Source organism: Nibribacter koreensis (assembly GCF_039541795.1).
Classification (GTDB): domain Bacteria; phylum Bacteroidota; class Bacteroidia; order Cytophagales; family Hymenobacteraceae; genus Nibribacter; species Nibribacter koreensis.
The window spans coordinates 1,496,348-1,519,857 of sequence record NZ_BAABGX010000001.1; the positions used below are offsets into that span (position 1 = coordinate 1,496,348).

Consider the following 23,510-nt stretch of genomic DNA (forward strand, 5'->3'; position numbering starts at 1 on the left):
GTTTTTAGAAATCAGAAGGATTAGTTAACACCGCAACCAACTATCAATCAATCTTATAAATAAAAATAAGAGAAGCGGTAACGATGTAAAGACCCAACATTTAGGGCAACGAAGAGCCGGTCTCCCCTTATGGAGGGAAGCGAAAACAGCGAACAGAAAGTCTTTTTAAGGTTTTAAGTGGAACGTATAACTAGTAGAGAAAAAGACGCCGGCACTGGTCAGGTTTACCTTTCCTTCGCCTATGCCAGACAGCGGAATTTTCACGAATGGCTCCACCCCCAGCGAAATACCTGAGGGAAACGTGCGTGCGTAGCTCACTGAAAGGTTCTGAACCTGAAACCAGTGTCGGTTTTCATTGTCCACCTCCCAGGCCTTGGTGTACTTCTTAGGTGGGTTTCCGTACCCGTAGGTCGCGGTGTAACTGTACGTGTACTTTTCACTCAGCATAATGTAACTGGATAATCCCGCCTGCACCGCCAACCGGTTTTGACCCTTTTGCCACACCTGGTAGCTCAGGTTTACTGGAATATCTATCACGTGGCAGACGGCATCAAGGTAGCTGTCATAGGCCGGCCCGCTTGTACCAGATGGCATGGTGTACTCATCTAGCGGGGCAGCATATATTTTCTTGGCCCAGACGGCCCCTGTCACCAAACTTAACCGCTTGGTAAGGGGCACGGCCACCAATAGCCCGGCGTTGGGAGACACCTTTCCAGCCTCTTTAAATTTAACGGTGGTCAAGTCAGGCGCCACAGCCACACCTACCTGCACATATTTTAAAAACTGGCCACCTTTGGCTACAGGTTCTTCCGCTTCTGGCAGACTGTCAAGGTTACCGGTCTGCACGGGGGCCATAACAGGCTGGTTATTCTGGCTTAAAGAATCAACATTAAGTAAGGATGAAGGCTGCGGTTTATTAGATTCAGTTACTATGTTTTGACTATTGTCACTAGCTACACCTTCTTCAAACTGGGTCTGCTTTTGTTCAGGCAAAGCCACTTGAAAAACCTCATTCTGGGCCTTGCCTTCCTGGCTTGACCTTGTAATTTGCATACTTGGCTTAGGTCGCTTTTTGCCCACCAACACAGAAGCCCTAACTATCAGTTGCTTACTAAGTAACCGTTTTTGGCTTGTTTTGGGGAAATCAGGCAAAAAATGCGACATTTTCTCTTGTCTTATAGGTGCAGGAGGTGGCACATTTTCCATCTCGCTCCGCTTTGCCTGCAATGGTTCTAAGAGTAGGTTGCCATCTACAGGCGTGCTGAGTGCTGCAGATTTTTCTGGTTGATCTTGATCTACCAAAGCTTTGCCTTGTTCACTTGGTTGTAAAGCAACGGGTTGTTGGTTGTATCTAGTATACAGGGTAGGAATGGTGAGCATGCCCAGGAACAGCAATAGAAGCAGGGCCGAAAAATACCACGTGCCTCTTCCCTTGCCAGCCTGGTAGGCATCCAGTTTCTTGTCCATGTCTGCCCAGGCGGACGGGTTAAAGGGAGGTTCATACCCTTCTGCCGACTCCCGGAACAGCTGATCTAGCTCTTCGTCAGACATATTGCTTGTACTCATCTACCCTGTTTTTTTTTAGCATTTCACGCAGATTGGCTCTGGCCTTGAACAGATTGGACTTGGAGGCTCCTGCGGTTATTCCTAAACTATCGGCTATCTCTTCATGGGTGTAGCCGTCAATCACATACATATTAAACACCGTTCTATAGGCCGGCGAAAGTTGTTGTACCAGGCCAATGAGGTATTCATAATTGATTTGTTGCAAGACGTCATAAGCGTCTGCGGTGGGGGCCGCAGACTCAAGGTCCATGGTATGGTAGTGCTTGAGGTTATGGCGGTAATTGTCCAGCGCCGTGTTGATCATGATGCGGCGCACCCACCCTTTAAAGGGCTTGGCCGGGTCATATTGCTTAAGCCTGGTGAACACTTTCATAAAACCGTCATTCAAAACCTCTTTTGCTTCTTCTGCATCTTTAGTGTAGCGCACACAAATACTCATGGCGTAGCCATAGAAGAGCTGGTAAAGCTCTCGCTGTGCCTCTCGGTTTTCAGCCAGGCACCCTTGCAGTACTGCGTCTATCTCCTTGCTTACCGTTTCGCTCACTGTTTCAGATTTAGCGCTCCCATCACGGAAGGAATTTAAAAAGGGTTGCCACCGGTTAAAAAAAAATTTATAGACGGCTTTATGGGGATGTAAATGCTGCCATGAAACGCTAAACCGTTCACAGCCAGAAGAGAGTGTCCTTGTTGATGCCTGGAGCAACATACAAGAATTTATCATTTTTTACGAAATAGCCTGCCTTTTCATCTAGGTTAGCGCTGCACAGCAGTCATTTTTTACTGCGTTGAGGATAAACGGCAGGTCTAGCTCTAAAAAACGTGTCCCTGGAGCACAAAAAAAAGCGGGAAGACCTGCAAAGGCTTCCCGCTCAAAAAATTAATCTGTTCTACTGTCTAGCTTACGTGTTTAATGCACACTTTAAAGGAAGAGCCTTGGCCCACGGTGCTTTCAACGGTGACGTAGCCGCCCAAGGCCTCTGCCTGGGTTTTAACCAGGTACAGCCCCAGACCCTTTCCTGAAACGTGAAAATGGAAGCGCTTGTAAAGACCAAACAGGTTGTTCTGCTCTTTTTGCAGGTTAATGCCCAACCCATTGTCTGTGACCGTGAAACAGAACATATCCTCACATTGCTCTGCGGTGATGGCAATTTTTAAGCTGCGTTCTGGTGACTTGTACTTGACCGCGTTTGACACCAGATTAGACAGGATGCTGCTCACGTAACTGCGCGCCGACCGGATCTCCTCAATGCCATTTAAGTTTACTTGCACATTGGGTTTAGTGGTGTTAGGCAGAACCTGCAACACCTGCTCCACCAGGTCGCGCAGGTTTATGACTTCGCGGGCGTCGTGCACTTCGCCCTGCAGGCTCAATAAATCATTCAAGTCTCTAATGATAGTGTCCAGATTTTGGGCCGTCTGCTTTAAACGGTCCATTAACGCTAGCTGGCTTTCTGGGTCCTGATCATACTTGAACAGCGCTGTAAGCCCAAGGATGTTGGCCACCGGTGAGCGTAGGTTATGCGACACAATGTAGGTGAACTGCTCTAAGTTACGGTTGCGGCGCAACAGCTCTTCTGTTAACTGAATACGTTCTTGCTCAGCCTTCTTTTGGTCTGTGATGACGGTCTCAATCACAATGAATTTCTTGCCGCCCCCCTGCTCGTCCAGTATAGGCGTTACGTCTAGTTTAGACCAGTACAGCTCACCCTGCTTGTTTCTATTTTGCACCTCTTGGACAAACGGCTCCTCAAACTGCAGTTTATCCCGTATCTCACGCACCTGGTCTGGAGCGGTTTCAGGGCCAGCCAACAGGTCTCCGGGGCGTTGGCCTTTCATCTCTTCCAGGGTATAGCCGGTGATGCGGGTAAAGCCGTCGTTCACCCATTCAATGCGGGCCTGTTCATCTGTGATGTAGACAGAGTTCACGGTTTTGCTGGCCACCCAAGACAATTTCTTCAGTTCAGCCTCGGCGTTCTTACGGTCTGTGATTTCCTTAAAGTAAATGGACAAGCCTTCTTCAGAGGGGTAGACGCTCACGTCTAACCAACTCTGCACAGAAGAAGCAAACTGCTCAAAATGCTGCGGCTTTTGCGTGTCTATGGCCTGCTGGAAGTTGTCATAGAAGTTTTTGTTCTCGGGTTCACGTTCATCATACAGATCAATGATGCGGCGCCCAATCCATTTGCGGGTGTCCACGGCCATGATTTTGTCAAACTCTTGGTTGATGTAAGTAAACCGCCAGTCCTTGTCAATGGTGAAAAACGCGTCTTTGATACTCTCTAGGATGGTGTTGAGGCGCTTGGCTGTGGCTTCTTGCAGCAGCTGTTGCTTTTTAGGGGCCGTAATATCCTTGGCAATGCCATGCACACCCACTACCTCGCCGTTAATGATGATTGGAATCTCTGTAAAGCTCAAATACAGATCCTCATTGTCAGCTCCTTTCATAGATGCCTCAGAAGAAACCGGATGACCGCTTAACACCTTGTTGAAATCGGCTTTGGCAGACTCCAGGATGTCTGGGGTGGCAAAATCAAACATATGCTTCTCCAGCAATTCTTTCTGGGTTAACCCAAATAACTTTAGCGCCACCTCATTGGCAGACGTGTAATATCCATGCGCGTCCATGGAATACACGGCGTCTGGGTTGTAGTCAAACAGGGCCTTGTATCGCTGATTGCTTTCCTCTAATTCCAGCTCTGCTTTGCGCCGCTCAGAAATGTCTCTGCTGTTGACGATAATGCCTTGAATGGACGGCATGTCTGCGCAGTTGGTGGCATGCGACTCTAGCCAACGCCATTCACCGTGACCGTCCTTGAACAAGAAAGGCGTAGTGTCTACTATCTCGCCCTGCAGCACTTTTTGCAAGCACTCCATGACCGGTTGGTGGAAATCTGGGTGAATAAACTCAAAGGCGTTTCTGCCAATGAATCCTTCTGGCGTAATCCCTAAGATCCTGGTACTGTTAGAGCTGGCAAAGGTATAATTCCCTTCCAGCGTTAAGACGGCGATCATGTCTGACCCTTGGTGCAACAAAGCCTGCAGACGCTCCTCGCTCTCCTGCTGCACTTTGTTTAACTGCATGACTTCGGTTACGTCACGGGCTATGCAGTACACCCGGCCTGCGGCCTCAGACAAAGAGGATGACCAGGAAAGATGCACCAGACTGCCATCCTTTCTTCGATAGCGGTTTCTAAAGTTGTTGGTGATTTTTTGGCTGGTAACGGCGGCCGTGTCTTTCTGGGTAATCTCAATATCCTCTTCAAAAATGAAGGCCGAATAGTGTTGGTTGATGACCTCTTCCTGGGTATAGCCCAAAATGGTCTCGCAGGCTTTGTTTATCTGTAATATATTGCCATTCAGGTCAAAAGTGCAGATTAAATCCGCAGAGTGGTCCAACACCAGCTGCAGATCCTGGAGAGACGCTTCGGTGGCCAAGGTACGCTCCCGCAGCAGTTGCTGGGCAACATAATACTCAGATTTATCCCGCACATGCACACTTACCAATGTCTGCTGCTGGTCACCTGCAAAGGTTCTGGCATGGATTTCTACTGGTATTCTGGTGCCGTCCTGGTGCATCATAAACAGCTCCCGCTTGGAGAAGCCGCTGGCTTGGCGCTCATGAATGGCAAGCCACCATCTAGGGTCTTCTAAGTCTCTCACCCCTTCCCGGCCAATCTGGAGAAGGGTGTCTTTGTCACGGCCCACCAACTGGCACATGGCTTCATTCACGTACAGGAAATTCCCATGGGTGTCTGCCAGAAGCATAGGTTCAGGGCTAAACTCTACCATGGCGCTCATCAATGACAAGTCTACCATAGACGCCTCCCCTTTTTGCTCCAGCTTGTCTTCAAAATCTGCTACTGCCTTACCCATTCTTCTATTCTATGAAATCTACCAGCCTGCAGGGGAACAAGCCTATGGTTTTTACCAACGCCCATTAATTATACAAATTTAGCATTCAATCAAACAACAAGCATCTAAATGCATTTATAATACAGACATCCAAAAAAAATACTGCAAATACTCTAGTTTAAAAATAATTTAGTGCAATTAACCAGCCAGCAACTTCCTGTGAAAGGTATTTTTGAATAGTTAAGTTCTTTAATAATTACTAAAGGACAGAAATTATCAAGGACCTGCAACTTACCCTACTTAAGAAATGCTTCTTCTTATTCCATTATACAAATATTTCTATTCCAAGCGGTGCGCCTGTAAAAACCATTCCAGCAGTTTCCAGATCCGTTTTTAGCCGCTTTTCTAGAAAACAGGCTAAAAACGGGCCAAAAAAAAGAGAGCCACCTGTTAGGTAGCTCTCTTGGTAGAAGTGGATAGGAGTGACTATTTGCCTACCTCATACTTGTTGTTGAACTTCTCATACAAGTACTGTTGCTTGTCGGTGAGGTTGAGTTTGCGGCCCTGTATGTAAGAGTGGCTTACTTTGTTAGTGCGCATGTCCAGCAAGTCGCCTTCAGAAACCACCAGCGTAGCGTCCTTACCTACCTCCAGGGAACCTACCTGATTGTCTACTCCCAGAATCTTGGCGGCATTCAAGGTCACCGAAGAGAGGGCCGCCTCTTTGTCCAGACCAAAGGCCACGGCCGTACCGGCAATAAACGGAAGGTTACGCGTGCCGTGCAAACTGGCGTCATAGTCCAGGCAGAACAAGATACCGGCCTTCTGCAAGTAACCCGGCATTTTGTAAGGCAGGTACACGTCATCTCCGGCTCTGGCAGGCAGCGCGTGCACGCCTGAGTAGATCACCGGAATGTTGTTCTCCTTTAAGAAGTCAGCTACCATTAGCGCGTCGCCGCCACCTACAATCACCATGTTCTTGATGCCAGCTTTCTGCGCGAAGCGTACGGCCTCAACAATCTCTTTGCCATAATCAGCGTGAATGAACAACTTCTTGCTACCGTCAAACAAACCGGTCATAGATGTCAGGCGCAGGTTCTGCTTGTCATTCTTCTGGTTCTTGTACACAGAGGCCTCAGAAAGCAAAGAAGTCAATTGCTGTAAGCCCGCGTCACGCTGTTGCTTGCGCTGTACCGCCTGCGGCGAGGTGTCCCCCATAGGCACCATACCCGGCCACCGCAAGTGAATGCCACCGTCGGCTTTAATCAAGGCGTCTTCCCAGTTCCAAGCGTCTAGTTGCACTATCGAGGAAGAGCCTGAAATCATGCCGCCCACCGGGGTCACCTGCGCCATCAAAACGCCGTTGGAACGCAAAGTGGGTGTGATGTCAGAATCAGTGTTGTAGGCCACTACAGAGCGCACGTTCGGGTTGAAGATGCCCACTTCCTGCTGGTCTAAGGTGGCGCGCACGGATTCAATCTCTGTCAAGCCCAATTGGGAGTTAGGCAGAATCAAGCCCGGATAAATATGCTTGCCTGCTACGTCTACTTTTTCATAGGCTGTGGCTCCGGCATTGAAACCAGAAGCTGGACCGGCGTACGTGATCTTACCGTTGTCAAAGGCAATGGCGGCTTTCTCTACCACCTGTCCGTTGCCTACGTGCAAGGTAGCACCAGTCAATACCGTGGCTTTGTTCTGCTTAACAGCGGGCACCGGCACTTGAGCCCAGGCCGAACTGCCTATCAAGAGCGATGCAATGAGCAAGGCTGTCTTTTTCATGTTGGTTTTCTTATTGGATACCACAGAGGTTTCTATCAATTGCATGGTTAGGTCCTCCTTAGTTTTTGTGGTATTCAGATTCATACAAAGCTTCCTGGGCACCGTTTTCTACATCCTCACAATGCAACACCTGGGCGCCGCGTCTACCCACGGCTGGGGCCTGGGTTTTCTCACCACGTGCTTTGGCCGCCAGCATTTTCTGGATGATGCGCAGTCTCTCCTTCTCTTGGTTGTCCTGCATGGTCTTATCCTGCTCTAAATCAAAGTAAGCAATGCCGTCTACAAAGGTCTTCTCTGGACGGGCGTAGATAGACAAGGGATGCTCGTTCCACAATACCACATCGGCGTCCTTGCCAGGCTTCAAGCTACCCACTTTGTTGTCAATGTGCAGTAGTTTGGCCGGGTTCAAGGTCACCATTTTCAGGGCATCCTCTTCAGACACGCCACCGTATTTCATGGTCTTGGCGGCTTCCTGGTTTAGGCGACGGGCCATCTCGGCGTCATCTGAGTTGATGGCCGTGGTCACGCCCACGTTGTGCATAATGGCGGCGTTGTACGGAATGGCGTCTTTCACCTCCATCTTGTAAGCCCACCAGTCAGAGAAGGTAGAGGCACCAGCTCCGTGTGCTTTCATTTTATCCGCCACTTTGTAGCCTTCCAAGATGTGCGTGAACGTATTCACGTTAAAGCCCATCTGGTCAGCCACTTTCATCATCATGTTGATTTCTGACTGCACGTAAGAGTGGCAGGTGATAAAGCGCTTGTCGTTCAGGATTTCTACCAGCGCATCCAGCTCTAAATCACGGCGCGGGGCCGATGCTTTCTTCTGAGCCGACTTGGACAGCTTGTTGTAAGCGGTCCAGGACTTCTCATATTCCTTGGCGCGCTGGAAGGCATCTATCATCACCTGCTCCACGCCCATTCTAGTTTGCGGGAAACGAATGTTGTACACCGGCGAGCGGTTAGAGTGTTTCACGTTCTCACCCAAAGCGAACTTGATGAACCCGTCTGCGCCCTGGAACATCAGCTTTTCAGGTGCCTGGCCCCAGCGCAATTTAATGATAGCGCTCTGGCCACCTATGGGGTTAGCCGAGCCGTGCAGTAGTTGAGAAGTAGTCACCCCACCCGCTAATTGGCGATAGATGTTTACTTGCTCATGGTTCACTACATCTGCCATGCGCACTTCTGAGGTCACCGACTGCGTTCCTTCGTTCACGCCGTCCAGGGCAATATGCGAGTGTTCGTCAATGATGCCCGGCGTCACGTGCTTGCCGGTACCGTCTATCACTTTGGCATCCTTGGCCGATAGGTTTTTGCCTACCTGCGCAATCTTACCGCCTCTCAGCAACACATCAGCATTCTCTAGCTTACCTTCTTTCTCATTGGTCCAGACGGTGGCGTTCTTAATCAATACCGCCTCAGAAGTTGGCATGGCCGTGCGTCCAAAATCCGCGAAAGGGTACACTATGGCGCCCATTTCAATCTTTTCAGCGGCTTTGGCGGCTGCTTCTTTCTTGGCCTGAGCCGTAGCGGCCTCAGACAGTTGCGCTGTCCATTTCACTTGCTGGGCATCAATGTTCTGGCCTTCGCCCTGGAAACCTTTGCCGGTGCTCCAGCCGCTCAGTCTAATGCTTTCCTTGCCGTTCTTGGTAGGGGCAAAAGCCAATGTCAGTTGGTCGCCAGACAAGAAGAGCGTGCCTTTGATGGTATCAGTGGCTACAATCTTCACGTCTGGTTTTTCGGCGGTGCCACCAATGATCATTTTACGCTCTGGCTGATTGCCAATGCGCAAGGAGTACACGCCGCGGTAGTCGCCGGGCGTCTCGTTGATTTTGTATGACTCACCCTGCACATAGTTCTCTAAAAGCACGGCGCTGTTGTCAAACAGGCTGGCAGAAGCTATGACAAAATTGGCCTGCATGCCTTCGCGCAGACTACCCACGTATTTCTCAGCTTTGATTAACTGCGCGGGCGTAAGTGTGATGGCCTTTAAAGCCTCCTGCTCTGACAAACCATATTGCACAGCTTTGCGCAGGTTAGGCAAGAACTTAGACTTGTCTCTCAAATCTGATGAGGTGAAGGCAATCACCACGCCTTCTTTGGCTAGCATGGCCGGGTTGGCCGGGGCCATTTCCCAGTGCTTTAGGTCGCTTAAACCTATGCGGCGGGCCTCATACGGGTCTTCCACGTTGTAGGCATCCGGAAAGTTCAGGCTCACAATGAACGGCGCTTTGGTGGCCTTAATCTCTGGCAGCATCTGGTACTCGTCCCCGTTGCCTTTAAAGATGTACTGGTAGCCAAACTCATCGCCCACCTTATCGGCGCGCACGGCGTTGAGCTTGTTGCTTACTTCAAAGATCTGGGGCAGTTTATTGGCATCTGTGAAGGCTTTCAAGGACAGGTTCTGCTCTTTGTCTGGGTTCTTGGCGTTCCATTGCGCGTCTAGATAGGTCTGGCGCAACAAGGCCACCGATCCCATCAAGGAGCCAGGGTACTCCTGCGTTGATGAACCTTTGTCAAAGGATAAGGCAGCAGCGGCTCTGTCCAAGAGAATAACCTGGTTCTCTCTTTTGTTGGCTAAAGAAACCAAAGAGGCGGTTCCGCGGGCAAGTCCGTCCTGATGGATGGTGAGGACCGCGCCATAGCCCATTTTTCTTAGTTCTTCTGCGGCTTTGTCGTCTACCTTGAACAGCTCGGCGGCGTTGGTCTCAGGGCGTATGGCCTGGTTCCAGTTGTAGGCGCCGGTTTTCTTTGATTCTGCCTGTGGAGGGCTGTTCCAGCCGCCACCAGTGCGGGTAACCGCTGGCAAACCATAGCTGGAGAAAGGATCTACAAAGCCCGGGTAGATGGTCTTGCCTTTCATGTCTACCACGTAGGCGCCTTGCGGCACCGTAACTTTGGTGCCCACGGCGGCTACCTTGCCGTCTTTGATGACCAGCGTGGCGTTTTCCAGTTTGGTCTGGTAGTCTACATAGATGGTGGCATTGGTGAAGGCGCGCAGACCGCTGCGCTCATCATACACCCCATTGCGGGGAAACGTCTCCTGGGCCCGGCTCTGTAGCGACAACGCCGCCACGGCCAACGCGGAGAGGATTACTTTTTTCATTGGTTAGAGTTTGTGTAGTAGGTATCTGGATGTGAATCTTTTGTAGCAGGGAATCTACTAAATATAGCAGGGGCAAAAAAGCAATGCCCGCAAGAATCCTTTGTTTTTAGCCTATTTTCCTTAAAAGAAGCCAAAAACGAAAACCGTAAAAACAAAGAAGCCCGCCGGCTGTTAAGCGGCGGGCTTCTTCAAATTCTATACTGTCCTTATTCCAGGTTATTCTCCTGGCGGATTACGCTGTGTTTTTTACCGTACAAGAAGTAGATGGCAATACCAATGGCCATCCAGCCTAACAGTCGGTACCAGGTTTCAATGGGTAGGCCGGCCATCATTCCCAAGCACACCAAAATACCCAAGATAGGCACCAACGGCACAAACGGAGTTCTGAACGGACGTACGCGGTCTGGCTCTTTCACGCGCAGGTACCAAACGCCGGCACACACAATCACGAAGGCCAGCAACGTACCAATAGACACCAAATGACCCAGTTCTGTCACGGAGAAAGCCCCAGCTACCACGGCGCAGATAGTACCAGTCAAGATAGTACTCACGTGCGGCGTCTTGAAACGTGGGTGCAGCTTACCAAAGATTGGAGGCAACAAACCGTCTTTAGACATGGTGTAGAAGATACGCGGCTGCGACATCAACATCACCAGCATTACAGAAGAAAGACCCGCAATGGCACCAATCTTAATCAAGTCACGCAAGAAGGTGTAACCGGTTTTCTCAATACCCACGGCAATAGGCTCAGGCACGTTCAAGAGGCTGTAATGCACCATGGCGGTCAAGATACCAGAAACCAGGATGTAGAGCACCGTACAGATGATCAAAGATCCTAAGATACCAATAGGCATGTCGCGCTGAGGATTTTTGGCTTCTTGAGCGGTGGTAGACACGGCGTCAAAACCAATGTACGCGAAGAAGATTACCCCCGCGGCCCGCACAATACCAGACCAGCCGTACTCACCAAAGCCACCTTTATTTTCTGGGATGAACGGAGTCCAGTTAGCGGCAGCTTCTTCTGGGTGACCAAACAGCCAGTTGGCACCAGCCATGATGAACAAGAGCACCACGCCCACCTTAATGATAACGGCCACGTTGTTGAACTTGGCAGATTCGCTCATACCAATCACCAACAGGATAGTTACCAGGGCAATGGCCGTAGCCGCCACCAGGTTAAAGATACCGGTTGCGTGCGGCAAGGTGGCAATATTAGTGCCCTGTGCGGCCAAAGTAGCGGTCAATTGCTCTGTAATAGGCATCCAAGTACCTGAGCTAGCACCCGCTGGCGTCACGTATGCCAACTCAATGCCCACGGCGTTGCACCATTCTGGCGGCACAATTACACCAAAGTCACGCAAGAAGGAAACCACGTACCCAGACCAACCCACGGCCACGGTGGCGGCACCAAATAAATATTCAAGAATCAAATCCCAGCCAATGATCCAGGCCACAAACTCACCCAGGGTAGCATACCCGTAGGTGTAGGCAGATCCGGCAATAGGAATCATGGACGCAAATTCTGCGTAACAAAGACCGGCAAACGCACAGCCCAAGCCCGCCAAAATAAAGGCCAATACAATAGCAGGGCCGGTGTATTCTGCGGCCGCGCTTCCGGTAAGAACAAAGATACCCGTCCCTATGATGGCCCCTACGCCCAAAGCCACCAGGTTCACTGGCCCTAAGGTGCGTTTTAGACTGTGGGCGCCCTCACTAAAGGCGTCTGCGCTAAGCTTGTCTATTGACTTCCTAGCGAAAAGTTGGTTTGCCATAAAAGCTTAAAAATTAAAGAAGTGTTTGGTTTGGTTAGTTAATACAAGGGGATTGAAGGGGCTAATATAAGGACAATTTAATAGAAGCAACGCAGATAGGCCGGTTTTTGGAGGCTGGCATCCGTATTTTTTCGCGGCGTTTTTGGTCTGGTTTCTGAAAAATAAGCCAAAAACGAAAGCCTGAAGTCCCCATTTTGGCCGAGTGGAATTCAAGGCGCTTTTGTATCTTCGGGCTCTTGCACACCACAGAGATAGACAGAAGCGGCATGATACGGGTACTACACACAGCAGACTGGCATTTAGGACAACGCTTGGCCAACTATGAGCGCCTGGAAGAGCATCGCGCCTTTTTGACCTGGCTCTGCCAGACCATCTGCGATCAGAAGATAGACCTGCTCCTCATTGCCGGCGACGTCTTTGACACCGGCTTTCCCAGCAATGCCGCACTCAAGCTCTACTATGATTTTCTGCGTGAAGTAAAGGACACCTGCTGCAAGGACCTGGTGATCATAGGCGGCAACCATGACTCCGTTTCTACCCTGAACGCCCCGGCAGAACTCCTGCGCCATTACAAGGTGCACGTGGTGGGCGGCGCGCCCTCCAACTGTGAAGACCAGGTGATCGTCTTGACGGACGAGGAATCTCAACCCAAAGCCGTTGTGTGCGCCGTACCGTTCCTGCGGGACAAGGACGTGCGCCTCTCAGTGCCCGGCGAGACGTCAGAGGAGCGTGAGGCCCGCCTCAAGCAAGGCATCTGCGACCATTATCACCAACTAGTACCCCTGGTACAGCACTTTAAGCAGCAGGGCATTCCGGTTTTAGCCACTGGTCATTTATTTGCCGCCGGCGGAAGCGGTTCTGACAGCGAGAAGGAAATCCATGTGGGCAACCTGGGCCAGATTTGCGGCAACCAGTTCCCCAGGGAGTTTGACTACGTGGCCCTGGGCCATTTGCATAGGCCGCAGGTGGTGAACAAAATGCCGCACATCCGGTACAGCGGCTCGCCTATTCCGTTGAGCTTCTCTGAGATCACAGACAAAAAACAGGTGGTCATCCTGGAATTTGAAGGCGCCGAGTTATCCAGCATCAAAGAACTGCTAATTCCCTGCTGGCGCCAACTGGTCCGCTTTAAAGGCACCATTGACGAGGTTTTCCCCAAAATCCTGGCTTTTGACAACAGTGATACAGCTTTGCCTGCCTGGGCCGAGGTACAGTTGCAATACGAGCACAACCTGCACGACCATACTGCCAAACTGCATGAGGCATTTAAGCTACAAGACCAGGTACAGTTGCTCATGCACCGCCCCCTGCGCACCATAGACAGCCAGAGCCTGGACCAGCAACTGCCCTCAGAGCAAGACCTGGCAGACCTAAAACCGAAGGACGTCTTTCTTAAGAGATGCGAGGAAGCCCTGGAACAAGACACCTACCAAGACCTTGTTTCCACCTTTGATGAATTGTTAGAGTTAATGCCGCAGGCTGACCAAATGCTAGAACCCGTGGCTCCCTCCATTGATAAGCCTTGAGGTAAACTCCATACCATCCCCTATTTAGAAGCGTTTTTGGCCTGATTTCTTAGAAACAGGCCAAAAACGCTTTTCTGCTTCTGGTAAGTCCTTAGAAACTCCTCCCTTCAATTTTCTTTAATTACTGCCTAAACAGTAATTGCTCGCTCGCGTGCTTCCTCTTATTAGATAGAACCCTGACCATCAAAGCGCATCTAATCCAACAAGTATCATTATAGCACAAGTCTATAATAGTATCATTTTTATCAATTTGATATATAAAACCAGACTCGGCACCTTTACACTCACATAAAGATAGATTTGATGGATTCAGAGCTTCTGGCCTTTCTTTTTAAGACTGGTTATAGTTAAGCACCTGGAAACGTGACGAATACTCAGAACCTCTCCACAAGGCAATCGTTAATTAACTACTACCAAAAACTCACTCATCCTATGGAAAAAGACCAAAATAAGACCAATGGTCAGTCTGGCAAAGACCAGGAAGGCCGCCCCACCCTTACCACGCGCCAAGGCCACCCGGTAACAGACAACCAGAACCTGCGCACCATCGGCAACCGTGGTCCGGCCACTCTAGAGAACTACCATTTCATTGAGAAGATATCGCACTTTGACCGTGAGCGCGTACCTGAGCGCGTAGTGCATGCCCGCGGCGCCGGGGCGCACGGCGTCTTCACCGCCTACGGAAAAGTGGGTGATGAACCAATCGCCAAATATACCCGTGCCCGTTTGTTCCAGGAGAAAGGCAAGCAGACACCTGTGTTTGTGCGCTTCTCTACCGTGGGCCACGGCGGTCACTCGCCAGAGACCCTGCGTGACCCGCGCGGCTTTGCCGTTAAGTTCTACACCGAGGACGGTAACTGGGACCTGGTAGGCAATAACCTGAAGATCTTCTTCATTAGAGACGCCATGAAGTTCCCGGACCTGATTCACTCGCAGAAGCCAGACCCGGTAACCAACATTCAGAGCGGCGAGCGTATTTTTGACTTCATTGCCAGCACGCCAGAATCCACGCACATGGCCACCTTCCTGTTCTCGCCGTGGGGCATTCCGGCCAACTACCGCCAGATGCAAGGCTCTGGGGTGAACACCTACAAATGGGTGAACGCAGATGGTCAGGCCGTACTGGTGAAATATCATTGGGAGCCCTTGCAGGGCATCAAGAACCTGACCCAGAAAGAAGCTGAAGCCATCCAGGCCAAGAACTTCAACCACGCAACCCAAGACCTGTTTGAAGCCATCAAAGAAGGCAACTACCCAGAGTGGGAACTGTGCGTGCAGATCATGTCTGATGACGACCATCCAGAACTAGATTTTGATCCGTTGGATGACACCAAACTGTGGCCAGTGGACCAATTCCCGTTCCTGCCGGTGGGCAAGATGACCTTGAACCGAAACCCAGAGAACTACTTCGCAGAAGTGGAGCAAGCGGCATTTGGTACCGGGGTCTTGGTAGACGGTCTGGACTTCTCTGATGACAAAATGTTACAGGGCCGTACCTTCTCTTACTCAGACACCCAGCGGTACCGCGTAGGCGCCAACTACCTGCAACTACCCATCAACGCACCCAAGACGCACGTAGCCACCAACCAGCGAGACGGACAAATGGCCTTCAACGTAGATACGCAACAGGGCCAAAACCCGCACGTGAACTATGAGCCGTCTATCCTGGGGGGCGTGAAAGAAGCACCAAAAGCAGGCAAGGACTATACGCCGCGCTATGAGGCCAACTTAGTACGCGCCAAAATTGACCGCACCAATGACTTTAAGCAGGCTGGTGACACCTACCGCAACTTTGAGGACTGGGAGCGCGATGAATTAATCAGCAACCTTGTGTCTACCCTGGCTACGGCAGATAAGCGCATCCAGGACAAGATGATTGAGCACTTCACGCTGGCAGACGCTGACTACGGCAGACGCGTAGCCGAAGGCCTGGCCAAAACCACCAAGTCTCCAGAGGACAAAGGCCCTATTGGCGCTACCTCGCCAGAGGCCGGCGTACAAGAGGCCAAAGACGTCTCTCACTCTGCAAGACCTTACTAAGTTTAATGCGTTTTAAATAGAGCTTGAGAAAAGCCACTCCTTCTGGGAGTGGCTTTTCTATTACGGAGCAGGATGTACAGGATTAATTGGATGTTCAAGATTGGATTATACTAAATTTCACCGTAGAGACCAGGCACTGCCTTGTCTCCCGCCCCTTAGGGCGATGAAGGAATTGCAACCTCTCCATCATCAACTCAATCACCCTCGACTGAGGTAACAGAGGCCGGTCAATTTAGGCCTCTTTTACCGAGAGAGAAAGCAGTGGCTTGTCAATAGGCTGAGGCGTAAGCCAACTATGAAACGAATCACGCCAGCCAGGTGCACCTCTCCGAGCCCCCGCCCTGTTTGAGCGGTCAGCGAGTTCGGGGGCTCTTGATTCTTTTGGTTACTTTTCTCATCAAGGAGAAAAGTAACCAACCTGGGTAGGAAGTAAGAAAGGGAAAGTTTTGTAAGGAAAGATTTGGGAGGCAGAGGCGCTAAGAACCAGATGAAGTGGTCATCCCCTACCCCCTTCAAAGGGGGGACAGAGCAACTTGAGTCGCAGTTTAGGTCATTGGTGAGAACACCAACTACGGCGAGTATGACTTACTGATGTAAACACCCCTATACTGAGCTAAGCTCGGTGCCTTAAACTCTCGTTTAGGCAATCCTCAAGGGGAGAATCTGCCCTACGCCAAGTGGATTGAGGAAGTATACGGTTTTTGGTCTATTTCCCAGAAAACAGGCCAAAAACGAAGGCTCGTTTCTAACAATCACACGTAAAATCCCGGGCGTCGTATTTAGAGGAATTGGTTTGCCCTACCCGTATCAGTTGATCAAATCTGAGTTTTTCGCCAGTGGCCAATTCCAGCACCAAACCACTTTCTTCTTCGTGCAGATCTTTGATGAGCGCCGTGACGGTGAGGTATTCATGAATGTCTGTCACGTATTGGATGCGCACAGACTTGCGCGTGGCTAAAGCGTCTTGCACGGCATCCAGCAAAGGAAGGTCTTTCTCCATGAGGGTATAATCTTGTAATTCCCTTTTATACGAAACTCCTAGCAATCTAGCGCAAGGCCATTTTAACGCCCAAGGCCAGATGGAAGATTTTTCCCAGGCCCAGGTATTTAGGGTTCTGAATATAAGAAATCACGTACTCGCCGGGCGCACCTACTTCATAATAGGCGCTGAACTTCTGCAGTTTGGGTACGCGCATGAAATCCACCTGTCCACCAGCGAAAACGTACACGCTCAAGGCCGTGGAGAAGCGGTAATAAGAATTGGGATACTTGCTCAGGTAGCCTTCCCAGGCAAAGTACTCGTCGCCAAAGGTGTAGCTCACCTGGGCGCCTGCGGTGAGGTAGTACCAATCCAGGGATTTGATCCGTACTGGCTTCAATGGAAGCATGGTAGACTTGAGCGCCACCGTAAAAATGGCATCGCCGCCCACACTTTCGGGTAGGTAGCCTACAGAAACATCAGTGGTTAACTTTCTATTGAAAGACTCTCTGCCAATGCCCACAGACAACAACCCAATGTCACCGGCAAACTGAGCCTTCACGTAATACGGCGAAGGCGCCACATACCCGCTATCTGGCAATGACTGCCCAAACCCTTCAACTGAAAGCAATAAGGCGAAGGCAAAAAGTAGAGAACGCTTCATACTTAAAACGATACCCTTTCCAGGCTGTAGCCGCCCTGCCAGATTTTAAGATAGGTGAACCCGCGGCCTTTGGCGCTGGTGGTTACATGGTACAGCACCTCGCCGTCATACTTTTTCTCCGTATCCCAGCCATGACGATGACCGTGCAAACTCAAAGGCACCCGTTGGCTTTTCACCAGCGTCTGGTGATAGGGTAGTTCTAGTTGTTTGTCAAAGTCGCTGTCAAAGGGCGGGGCGTGCGAAATGACCACGGCTTGCTGCCAGGTTTCGGCGGGGGCCGGCGTGAGTTGGGCAGAAAGCCAATCCAGATCCGGCACGCGTCCTTGAAAACCATCCTCGCGGCCGTTGGTGTCTAAGAAGACGAATTTGGTATGCCCGTACACCAGGGAATAGTTAAGCTCGCCGTACATTCTGCGGTAGAGCTTTCGTCCGTTGCCCAGCATGTCATGGTTGCCAATGACGGTGAGGTACGGCCACTTGAGGTCTTGCATGATGTCATGCACCCACTTGAATTCTTGCGTCATGCCAAAGTCTGAGATATCGCCCAGGTGCACTACAAAATCAATGTCCTGGAACGTGTTGGCCTTGTGCACAAAATCAACGGTGGCATCATAAAAGCGCTGCGTGTCTCCCATCACAATCAACTTGAGGGTGTCGTTTGGTGACTGGGAACTCAGTTTTTGCAGGTTGACGGCGGTGAGGTCTTTTTCATCGTCCTCCAGAATGATCTGGTGCGGATGGTACTCAAAGAGATTCTCACAAGAAGAGAAAAGCAAGAACAGAAAGGGCACTAAAAGGGGCAAGCGTTTCATAGGTGGTTCACGGGTTTGGCGTCAAACGGAAAGAAATCTAGAAGACCGTTTCTTTTCTTTTGGCAAGGTGAAGCCTGCAAAGAAATGTGACGTTTCTTTAAAGGCGATGCATGAAGGATTGTTTGTATGGATTGGTGGCTATATAGGGAAAGACAGGTATTTTCTGTCTTTCCCCTACGCGGCGCTGGAATGAGGGATAAATAAGCGGAGGGTGGGCAGTCTAGCCTGCCTGGCGGTACTGCCGCGCCTCAATGATGTGGGCAAAGTCATGGACCGTGAAAACAGGCAGGTCATCTGTAATCTCTACGCCGTATTTCTTCTCTACTTCTAAGATGATGTCTACCACGTCCAATAGCTCCAGGCCGTGTTGTTCTAGCTGCGGCTGGCGCATTAACTGAAAAGTCTCAATGTTCTTTAAATCGCTGATGAGACACGCTATTTCATAGCGAAGTCTGTTACTGTCGGGGTTCATGGGTAGGTATGAAAAATAAGAAGGATGCAGGTTGTTTTGTGAATTACTCTTAGAGAAATTGCGTTCACGCTTCCTCTTTTGACCCTGCAAAAATACGGCTTTAAAAATTGTAGTCATGCATACTTAATGATACCCTTTAGTATACCAAAAACCATTAAAACATTTTGGCTAACAAAAAGATACTCAGCCATTTTTGGCCTGTTTTCTGGAAAACAAGCCAAAAACGACTGAGCACCCAAAACGAAGTAAAAACGCTTATTTCCTTCCTTGCAGAGCCTGCTCCACCTCCTGGCCCAGCGGCGAAATGGCCGGACCGAAATAATGCGTCAGCACGCCGTTCTCGTCTAGCAGGTACTTGCTGAAATTCCAATCGGGTTGGTGTTGGTTCCAGCCGTTTTTGCCAGGGTCAGACAGCCAGCTGTAGACAGGGTTCTGGCCAGGCGCTTGCACCACCACGCTCTTCTTGGCCAGCGGAAACGTAACGCCGTAGTTGATCTGGCAGAACTGCGAGATGGCCTGGTCATCGTCCTTCTCCTGCTCTCTAAAATCGTTGGCCGGAAACCCGATCACTACCAGCTCATCCTTCTTCTGCTCCTGCAGTTTCTGCAACTCTTCATACTGGCCGGTGTACCCACAGTTAGAGGCCGTGTTCACCAGCAAGACCTTCTTGCCTTTTAGCGCACTGAAGTCCATGGGCTGGCCGTTGCTCAGCACGGTGCCCAGGCTGTAGAACGGCTGCGCCGGGGCTATTTTCTTCTCATTGGTAAGGACTTTCCCGTTTTTAGACCCTTTGCTCAGCTTCATGATGAGCGGGTACAGGAGTTTCATGATTTTCTTTTTCATAGCAAATGGCCTTAAAGCCTTTAGGGGTCATTGAGTTTCACTTTCTCATCGTTTTTGGCCTATTTTACAGAAAACAGGCCAAAAACGATGAGGCACTAATCTGACTATTTGCCTTAGCGTGCACGCTCCTTCCTTTCTTCATAACCCAGGAACCGTCAGCAAAGGTCATAGGGCTAGTACATAACCACAATCAATTTGTTAAATATTTAACCGTTTAGGCAAAAAAAGGGTTTACCCCTTCTTTTGTAGGTTCTGATGGATGTTCTTGAACAACTGCAGCCCCGTCTCCAGCTCTTCCAGGGTTCCGCTTTTGGCCACCAGGTCATACATCTCTTCCACCCACGGCTGAATCATGGCGGCTAGCTCTTTGCCGGCCGGCGTGAGGGTGATGATCTTGTTGCGGCGGTCCTGACTGTCTTCGGTGCGCTGCACCAGGTTGCGGCCTACCAGGTTGTCAATCAAGTAAGTGAGGCTGGCTTTGTCTTTAATGATGGCGTTGGCAATCTCCTGTTGGTTCACACTCTCCTTCTCCCACAAATAGCGCAACACCTGCAACATCTCAAAGGTGATGTTGATGTTGTTCTCTTTGAACTTCTGGCGCATAAACCCCTTCAGTGCGGATGTCACTTTGGTCATCTGCTTTAAGAAAGCTACGGCATTATCACGGTTAGAAGGGCTCATGCTGAACGTTTATTCTAAGACAAGGCAAGCGGGGGCTCCTCGCAATTCTTAAGGTATGTTACTATTTATAGGTTTAACTTAAATCTTCCGGTAGACAAACTTGCTAATTATTCAGGCAAATTGCAAAAGCAGACCAAATCTTGGGCGCACTGCTTAGGCAAAGCATGGTAATAAGCATCTTAACCCTGACACTCAACCAGACAGCCTCCCTTTTGTTTTGAATAGCCAGATGCCACCCCCTTAAACCTAATTCATGCGGGCCATACCCCAGTTAGTGTGCTTACCAAGTATAGGAAACCCTCTGTCAGAGACCTCGTTTTTACCAGTAGTACCAAAACGGATAACGATGAAAAAGCTCAGCAGTTTACTACTAGCAATGGGGTTTGGACTGTGCGTGATAGCCGCTCCCCTTTCTGCCCAGGATACCACGCAGGTCAAGAAGACCAATAAGGAACGTGCCAAGACAGGCACTAAACAAGTAGGGCACGGCACCAAAGAAGTGGGCAAAGGCACTAAAAATGTAGTAGTGTCGGGCGCTAAGGCCACTGGAAAAGGCGCCAAGAAAGCCGGAAAAGCCGTAAAGAAGACCGTTAAAAAAGGGGTAGACAAAGTAGACTAATCACTTACCCCACAACTTTTAGCAAGAATGCCTTCCTCCTCTGGAAGGCATTTTATTTACCCCATCGCATGCATTCTGGCAACAGGTATCTATAGCCATTCAGCATCAAGTAGGCTCTAGCTGTAGCCTTAAACTGAAGGCTGCCTCTTTATCTTAAAGACAAATTCACTTAGTAATATCCAATTCAGGCATATTTATTCCATGGCTGTTTAACTAAAATTAAAGAGGCTGTCTTTTAGTTGACGCTACCGAAGCTTCTATGCATTATCTACGTTTTAAACCCTGTCCTTAAGGTTATTTCCATAATTACTCCTTTACCAAGAAGCGTAAAAAATGGCCTCCTTCAGGCCATCTGAATTAAAAACAGGTATGACAGACCGTTCTTTTAGTTATATTTTAATCTAATTTTAATCCAGTTTTTCCAACTAGCTGGCTTCGGATTCCGTATTTCTAACAGTGCCTATGGAAGGGGTTTATACTAGCCCTTCCTTGGTTCCTCTCCTGCTATTTCACTCAACACCTCTTAAACCTTGAAGATTATGAGTAAAAAGAATATGCCTGCTGGTAACCAGCCCAACAAAACCGACCGCCAAGTTAACCAAGACAGTAAAAACCAGCAACTGGAAACCTTTAGGGAAGACCCGCAGGAGCAGTACCTCACCACAGACCAGGGCGTGCGCATTGCAGATACAGACAATTCCTTGAAAGCAGGTTCCAGAGGACCAACCTTGATAGAAGACTTCCACTTTAGGGAGAAGATGACGCATTTTGACCATGAGAACATCCCGGAACGGGTGGTCCATGCGCGCGGGTCTGGGGCTCACGGCTACTTTCAGCCGTATGACACGTCCATGTCTACGTACACCAAGGCCAAGTTCCTGATAAACCCCGGTCTCATTACGCCGGTCTTTGTGCGCTTTTCTACCGTAGTGGGTTCCAGAGGCTCGGCAGACACGGTGCGCGATGCCCGCGGTTTTGCCGTCAAGTTTTATACCCAAGAAGGCAACTATGACCTGGTAGGCAATAACATTGCGCCCTTCTTTATCCAAGACGGCATCAAGTTCCCGGACCTGGTGCATGCCATCAAACCAGACCCAGACAATGAAATGCCGCAGGCCAGCGCCGCCCATGACACGTTTTGGGACTTTGCGTCATTGGTACCGGAGACCACGCACATGATCATGTGGGTACTGTCTGACCGTGGCATTCCGCGTAGCTTTAGAATGATGGAAGGCTTTGGGGTGCACACGTTTAGGTTCATCAATGAAGAAGGCAAAGGCCGCTTTGTCAAATTCCATTGGCGCCCCTTGCTGGGAACGCATTCCCTGGTCTGGGACGAGGCCCAGAAGATTGCCGGCAAAGACCCAGACTGGCTGCGCCGCGACCTTTGGGACGCCATTGAGAAAGGCAACTACCCAGAATATGAACTGGCGGTGCAGATTGTGGAAGAGGAAGACGAACACGCCTTCGCGTTTGACTTGCTGGATGCCACTAAAATCATCCCAGAAGAACTGGTGCCGCTGCAACCCATTGGCAAGATGACGCTCAACCGTAATCCAGACAACTTCTTCGCAGAGACCGAGCAGGTGGCGTTCCACCCCGGCAACCTGGTGCCCGGCATAGACGTGACCAATGACCCACTTTTGCAAGGCAGACTTTTCTCTTATCTGGACACCCAGTTGAACCGCTTTACCAGCGCTAATTTTGCCGAGGTGCCCATCAACAAACCCGTTTGCCCGGTACACAACCACCAGCAGAATGGCTTCATGCGCCAGACCATTAACAAGGGCAAGGCCAACTACTTCCCTAACTCACTGGGCGGCGGTTGTCCTATGATGGCCCCAGAGGCCATGGGTGGTTACATGCACTACATGGAAAAGGTAGAAGGCCATAAGATACGCGAGCGCAGTGAGAGCTTTAAGGACCACTACACCCAGGCTTCGCTGTTCTACCATTCTATGACCGAGGTGGAGAAAAAGCACATTCTGGAGGCCGCGCACTTTGAGCTAGGCAAGGTGGAGTCTGAAGCCGTGCGCCAGCGCATGATAGAGAACTTCGCCCACGTGGACCTGGAGTTTGCCCAGAAAGTGGCCGAAGGCGTGGGCATTGACCCGCCCACCGGCAACGTAGCCGAAACCATAAAAAACACCGTCAGCGCGCTCAAGGAGAAACTTTCTACCCGTAAAAATGTGACAGATTCGCCGGCGCTCAGCATGGAGAAAAACAAGAAACCGGTATTGAAGGGATTGAAGGTAGCCATTCTGGCGGCCAAAGGCGTGGACGTAGCCCAGGTGAAAGCCATCACAGAAGCCCTGAAAGCCGAAGGTGTAGAATCAGAGGTGGTCGCCAAGTTTCTGGGCATGCTAAAAGGCGCAGACGGGGCTGAACTGAAGGTAGACAAAAGCCACATCACCACCGCCTCTATCATGTATGACGCCGTGCTGGTGCCGGGTGGAAAGGAAAGCGTAGAAGCCATGAAAAAGCAGGGAGATGCCCTCCATTTCCTGAACGAGGCCTTTAAGCATTGCAAAACCATCGCCGCCCTTGCCGAAGGCGTTGAATTGCTGGAGGCTTCTGACATAAAAGGCGTAAAACTGGCCTCTGCTAAGAAAGGCAATCTAACAGCAGACAAAGGCGTAGTCACTTCTGGCTCAGGAGTAGACGTGAATGCTTTCACTACGTCCTTCCTGGAGCAATTGTCTCAGTTCAGGCACTGGAGCCGTGAACAAAAAGATATGGTACCTGCGTAAACTGCCATGGTATAGATGTATAACAAAAAGCCTCCCAGATGTTAACTGG

At 50.2% G+C, this 23,510-nt stretch carries 16 protein-coding genes; 4 read left to right on the top strand and 12 right to left on the bottom strand.

Going from position 1 to position 23,510, the window contains the following annotated elements:
- Window positions 1–165: 165 nt before the first annotated feature.
- The 6 genes from ABD880_RS06480 to ABD880_RS06505 all read right to left on the bottom strand — a co-directional run bounded on the left by ABD880_RS06480 (window position 166) and on the right by ABD880_RS06505 (window position 12,075).
- Entirely contained in the window at window positions 166–1,566 is a 1,401-nt protein-coding gene (locus ABD880_RS06480) for a porin family protein (RefSeq protein WP_345163821.1), read from the bottom strand.
- Window positions 1,544–2,110, bottom strand: coding sequence for an RNA polymerase sigma factor (locus ABD880_RS06485; protein ID WP_345163824.1), 567 nt, complete (start codon window positions 2,108–2,110; stop codon window positions 1,544–1,546). The genes ABD880_RS06480 and ABD880_RS06485 overlap by 23 nt, the downstream gene beginning before the upstream one ends.
- A gap of 350 nt (window positions 2,111–2,460) precedes the next feature.
- Window positions 2,461–5,439 carry a PAS domain S-box protein gene (locus tag ABD880_RS06490; protein ID WP_345163827.1) on the bottom strand — a complete coding sequence of 993 codons (2,979 nt, stop codon included), beginning with the start codon at window positions 5,437–5,439 and terminating at the stop codon, window positions 2,461–2,463.
- A 465-nt stretch (window positions 5,440–5,904) separates the two neighbouring features.
- Window positions 5,905–7,242 (bottom strand): amidohydrolase family protein, encoded by a 1,338-nt coding sequence (locus ABD880_RS06495; protein WP_345163830.1) that lies wholly within the window; start codon window positions 7,240–7,242, stop codon window positions 5,905–5,907.
- A gap of 13 nt (window positions 7,243–7,255) precedes the next feature.
- Window positions 7,256–10,303, bottom strand: coding sequence for an amidohydrolase family protein (locus tag ABD880_RS06500; protein WP_345163832.1), 3,048 nt, complete (start codon window positions 10,301–10,303; stop codon window positions 7,256–7,258).
- Window positions 10,304–10,509: 206 nt separating this feature from the next.
- Window positions 10,510–12,075: an amino acid permease gene (locus tag ABD880_RS06505; protein ID WP_345163835.1), complete on the bottom strand. Its 1,566-nt coding sequence runs from the start codon at window positions 12,073–12,075 to the stop codon at window positions 10,510–10,512.
- A gap of 266 nt (window positions 12,076–12,341) precedes the next feature.
- Between ABD880_RS06505 and ABD880_RS06510 the strand changes: the two genes are divergently transcribed.
- Complete coding sequence (locus ABD880_RS06510; RefSeq protein ID WP_345163837.1) at window positions 12,342–13,601, top strand: exonuclease SbcCD subunit D C-terminal domain-containing protein; 1,260 nt, start codon at window positions 12,342–12,344, stop codon at window positions 13,599–13,601.
- A gap of 432 nt (window positions 13,602–14,033) precedes the next feature.
- Window positions 14,034–15,641, top strand: a complete 1,608-nt coding sequence (locus ABD880_RS06515; RefSeq protein WP_345163839.1) for a catalase — start codon at window positions 14,034–14,036, stop codon at window positions 15,639–15,641.
- A gap of 745 nt (window positions 15,642–16,386) precedes the next feature.
- Here the strand turns inward: ABD880_RS06515 and ABD880_RS06520 are convergent.
- The 6 genes from ABD880_RS06520 to ABD880_RS06545 all read right to left on the bottom strand — a co-directional run bounded on the left by ABD880_RS06520 (window position 16,387) and on the right by ABD880_RS06545 (window position 20,092).
- Window positions 16,387–16,641, bottom strand: a complete 255-nt coding sequence (locus ABD880_RS06520; protein WP_345163841.1) for a hypothetical protein — start codon at window positions 16,639–16,641, stop codon at window positions 16,387–16,389.
- 46 nt (window positions 16,642–16,687) lie between these two features.
- Window positions 16,688–17,284, bottom strand: a complete 597-nt coding sequence (locus ABD880_RS06525; RefSeq protein ID WP_345163843.1) for a hypothetical protein — start codon at window positions 17,282–17,284, stop codon at window positions 16,688–16,690.
- A 2-nt stretch (window positions 17,285–17,286) separates the two neighbouring features.
- A complete protein-coding gene (locus ABD880_RS06530) occupies window positions 17,287–18,096 on the bottom strand; it encodes a metallophosphoesterase family protein (RefSeq protein WP_345163845.1) in 810 nt (269 codons plus the stop codon).
- A gap of 220 nt (window positions 18,097–18,316) precedes the next feature.
- Entirely contained in the window at window positions 18,317–18,568 is a 252-nt protein-coding gene (locus tag ABD880_RS06535) for an acyl carrier protein (protein WP_345163848.1), read from the bottom strand.
- Between the two features lie 255 nt (window positions 18,569–18,823).
- Window positions 18,824–19,411 carry a glutathione peroxidase gene (locus ABD880_RS06540; RefSeq protein WP_345163851.1) on the bottom strand — a complete coding sequence of 196 codons (588 nt, stop codon included), beginning with the start codon at window positions 19,409–19,411 and terminating at the stop codon, window positions 18,824–18,826.
- A gap of 231 nt (window positions 19,412–19,642) precedes the next feature.
- The gene (locus tag ABD880_RS06545; protein ID WP_345163854.1) at window positions 19,643–20,092 is read right to left on the bottom strand and encodes a MarR family winged helix-turn-helix transcriptional regulator; all 450 of its coding nucleotides are present in this window, start codon (window positions 20,090–20,092) and stop codon (window positions 19,643–19,645) included.
- 346 nt (window positions 20,093–20,438) lie between these two features.
- Here ABD880_RS06545 and ABD880_RS06550 point away from each other — a divergent pair, with 346 nt between their 5' ends.
- A complete protein-coding gene (locus ABD880_RS06550; RefSeq protein ID WP_345163856.1) occupies window positions 20,439–20,711 on the top strand; it encodes a hypothetical protein in 273 nt (90 codons plus the stop codon).
- A 539-nt stretch (window positions 20,712–21,250) separates the two neighbouring features.
- A complete protein-coding gene (locus ABD880_RS06555; RefSeq protein WP_345163859.1) occupies window positions 21,251–23,461 on the top strand; it encodes a catalase in 2,211 nt (736 codons plus the stop codon).
- Window positions 23,462–23,510: the final 49 nt, after the last annotated feature.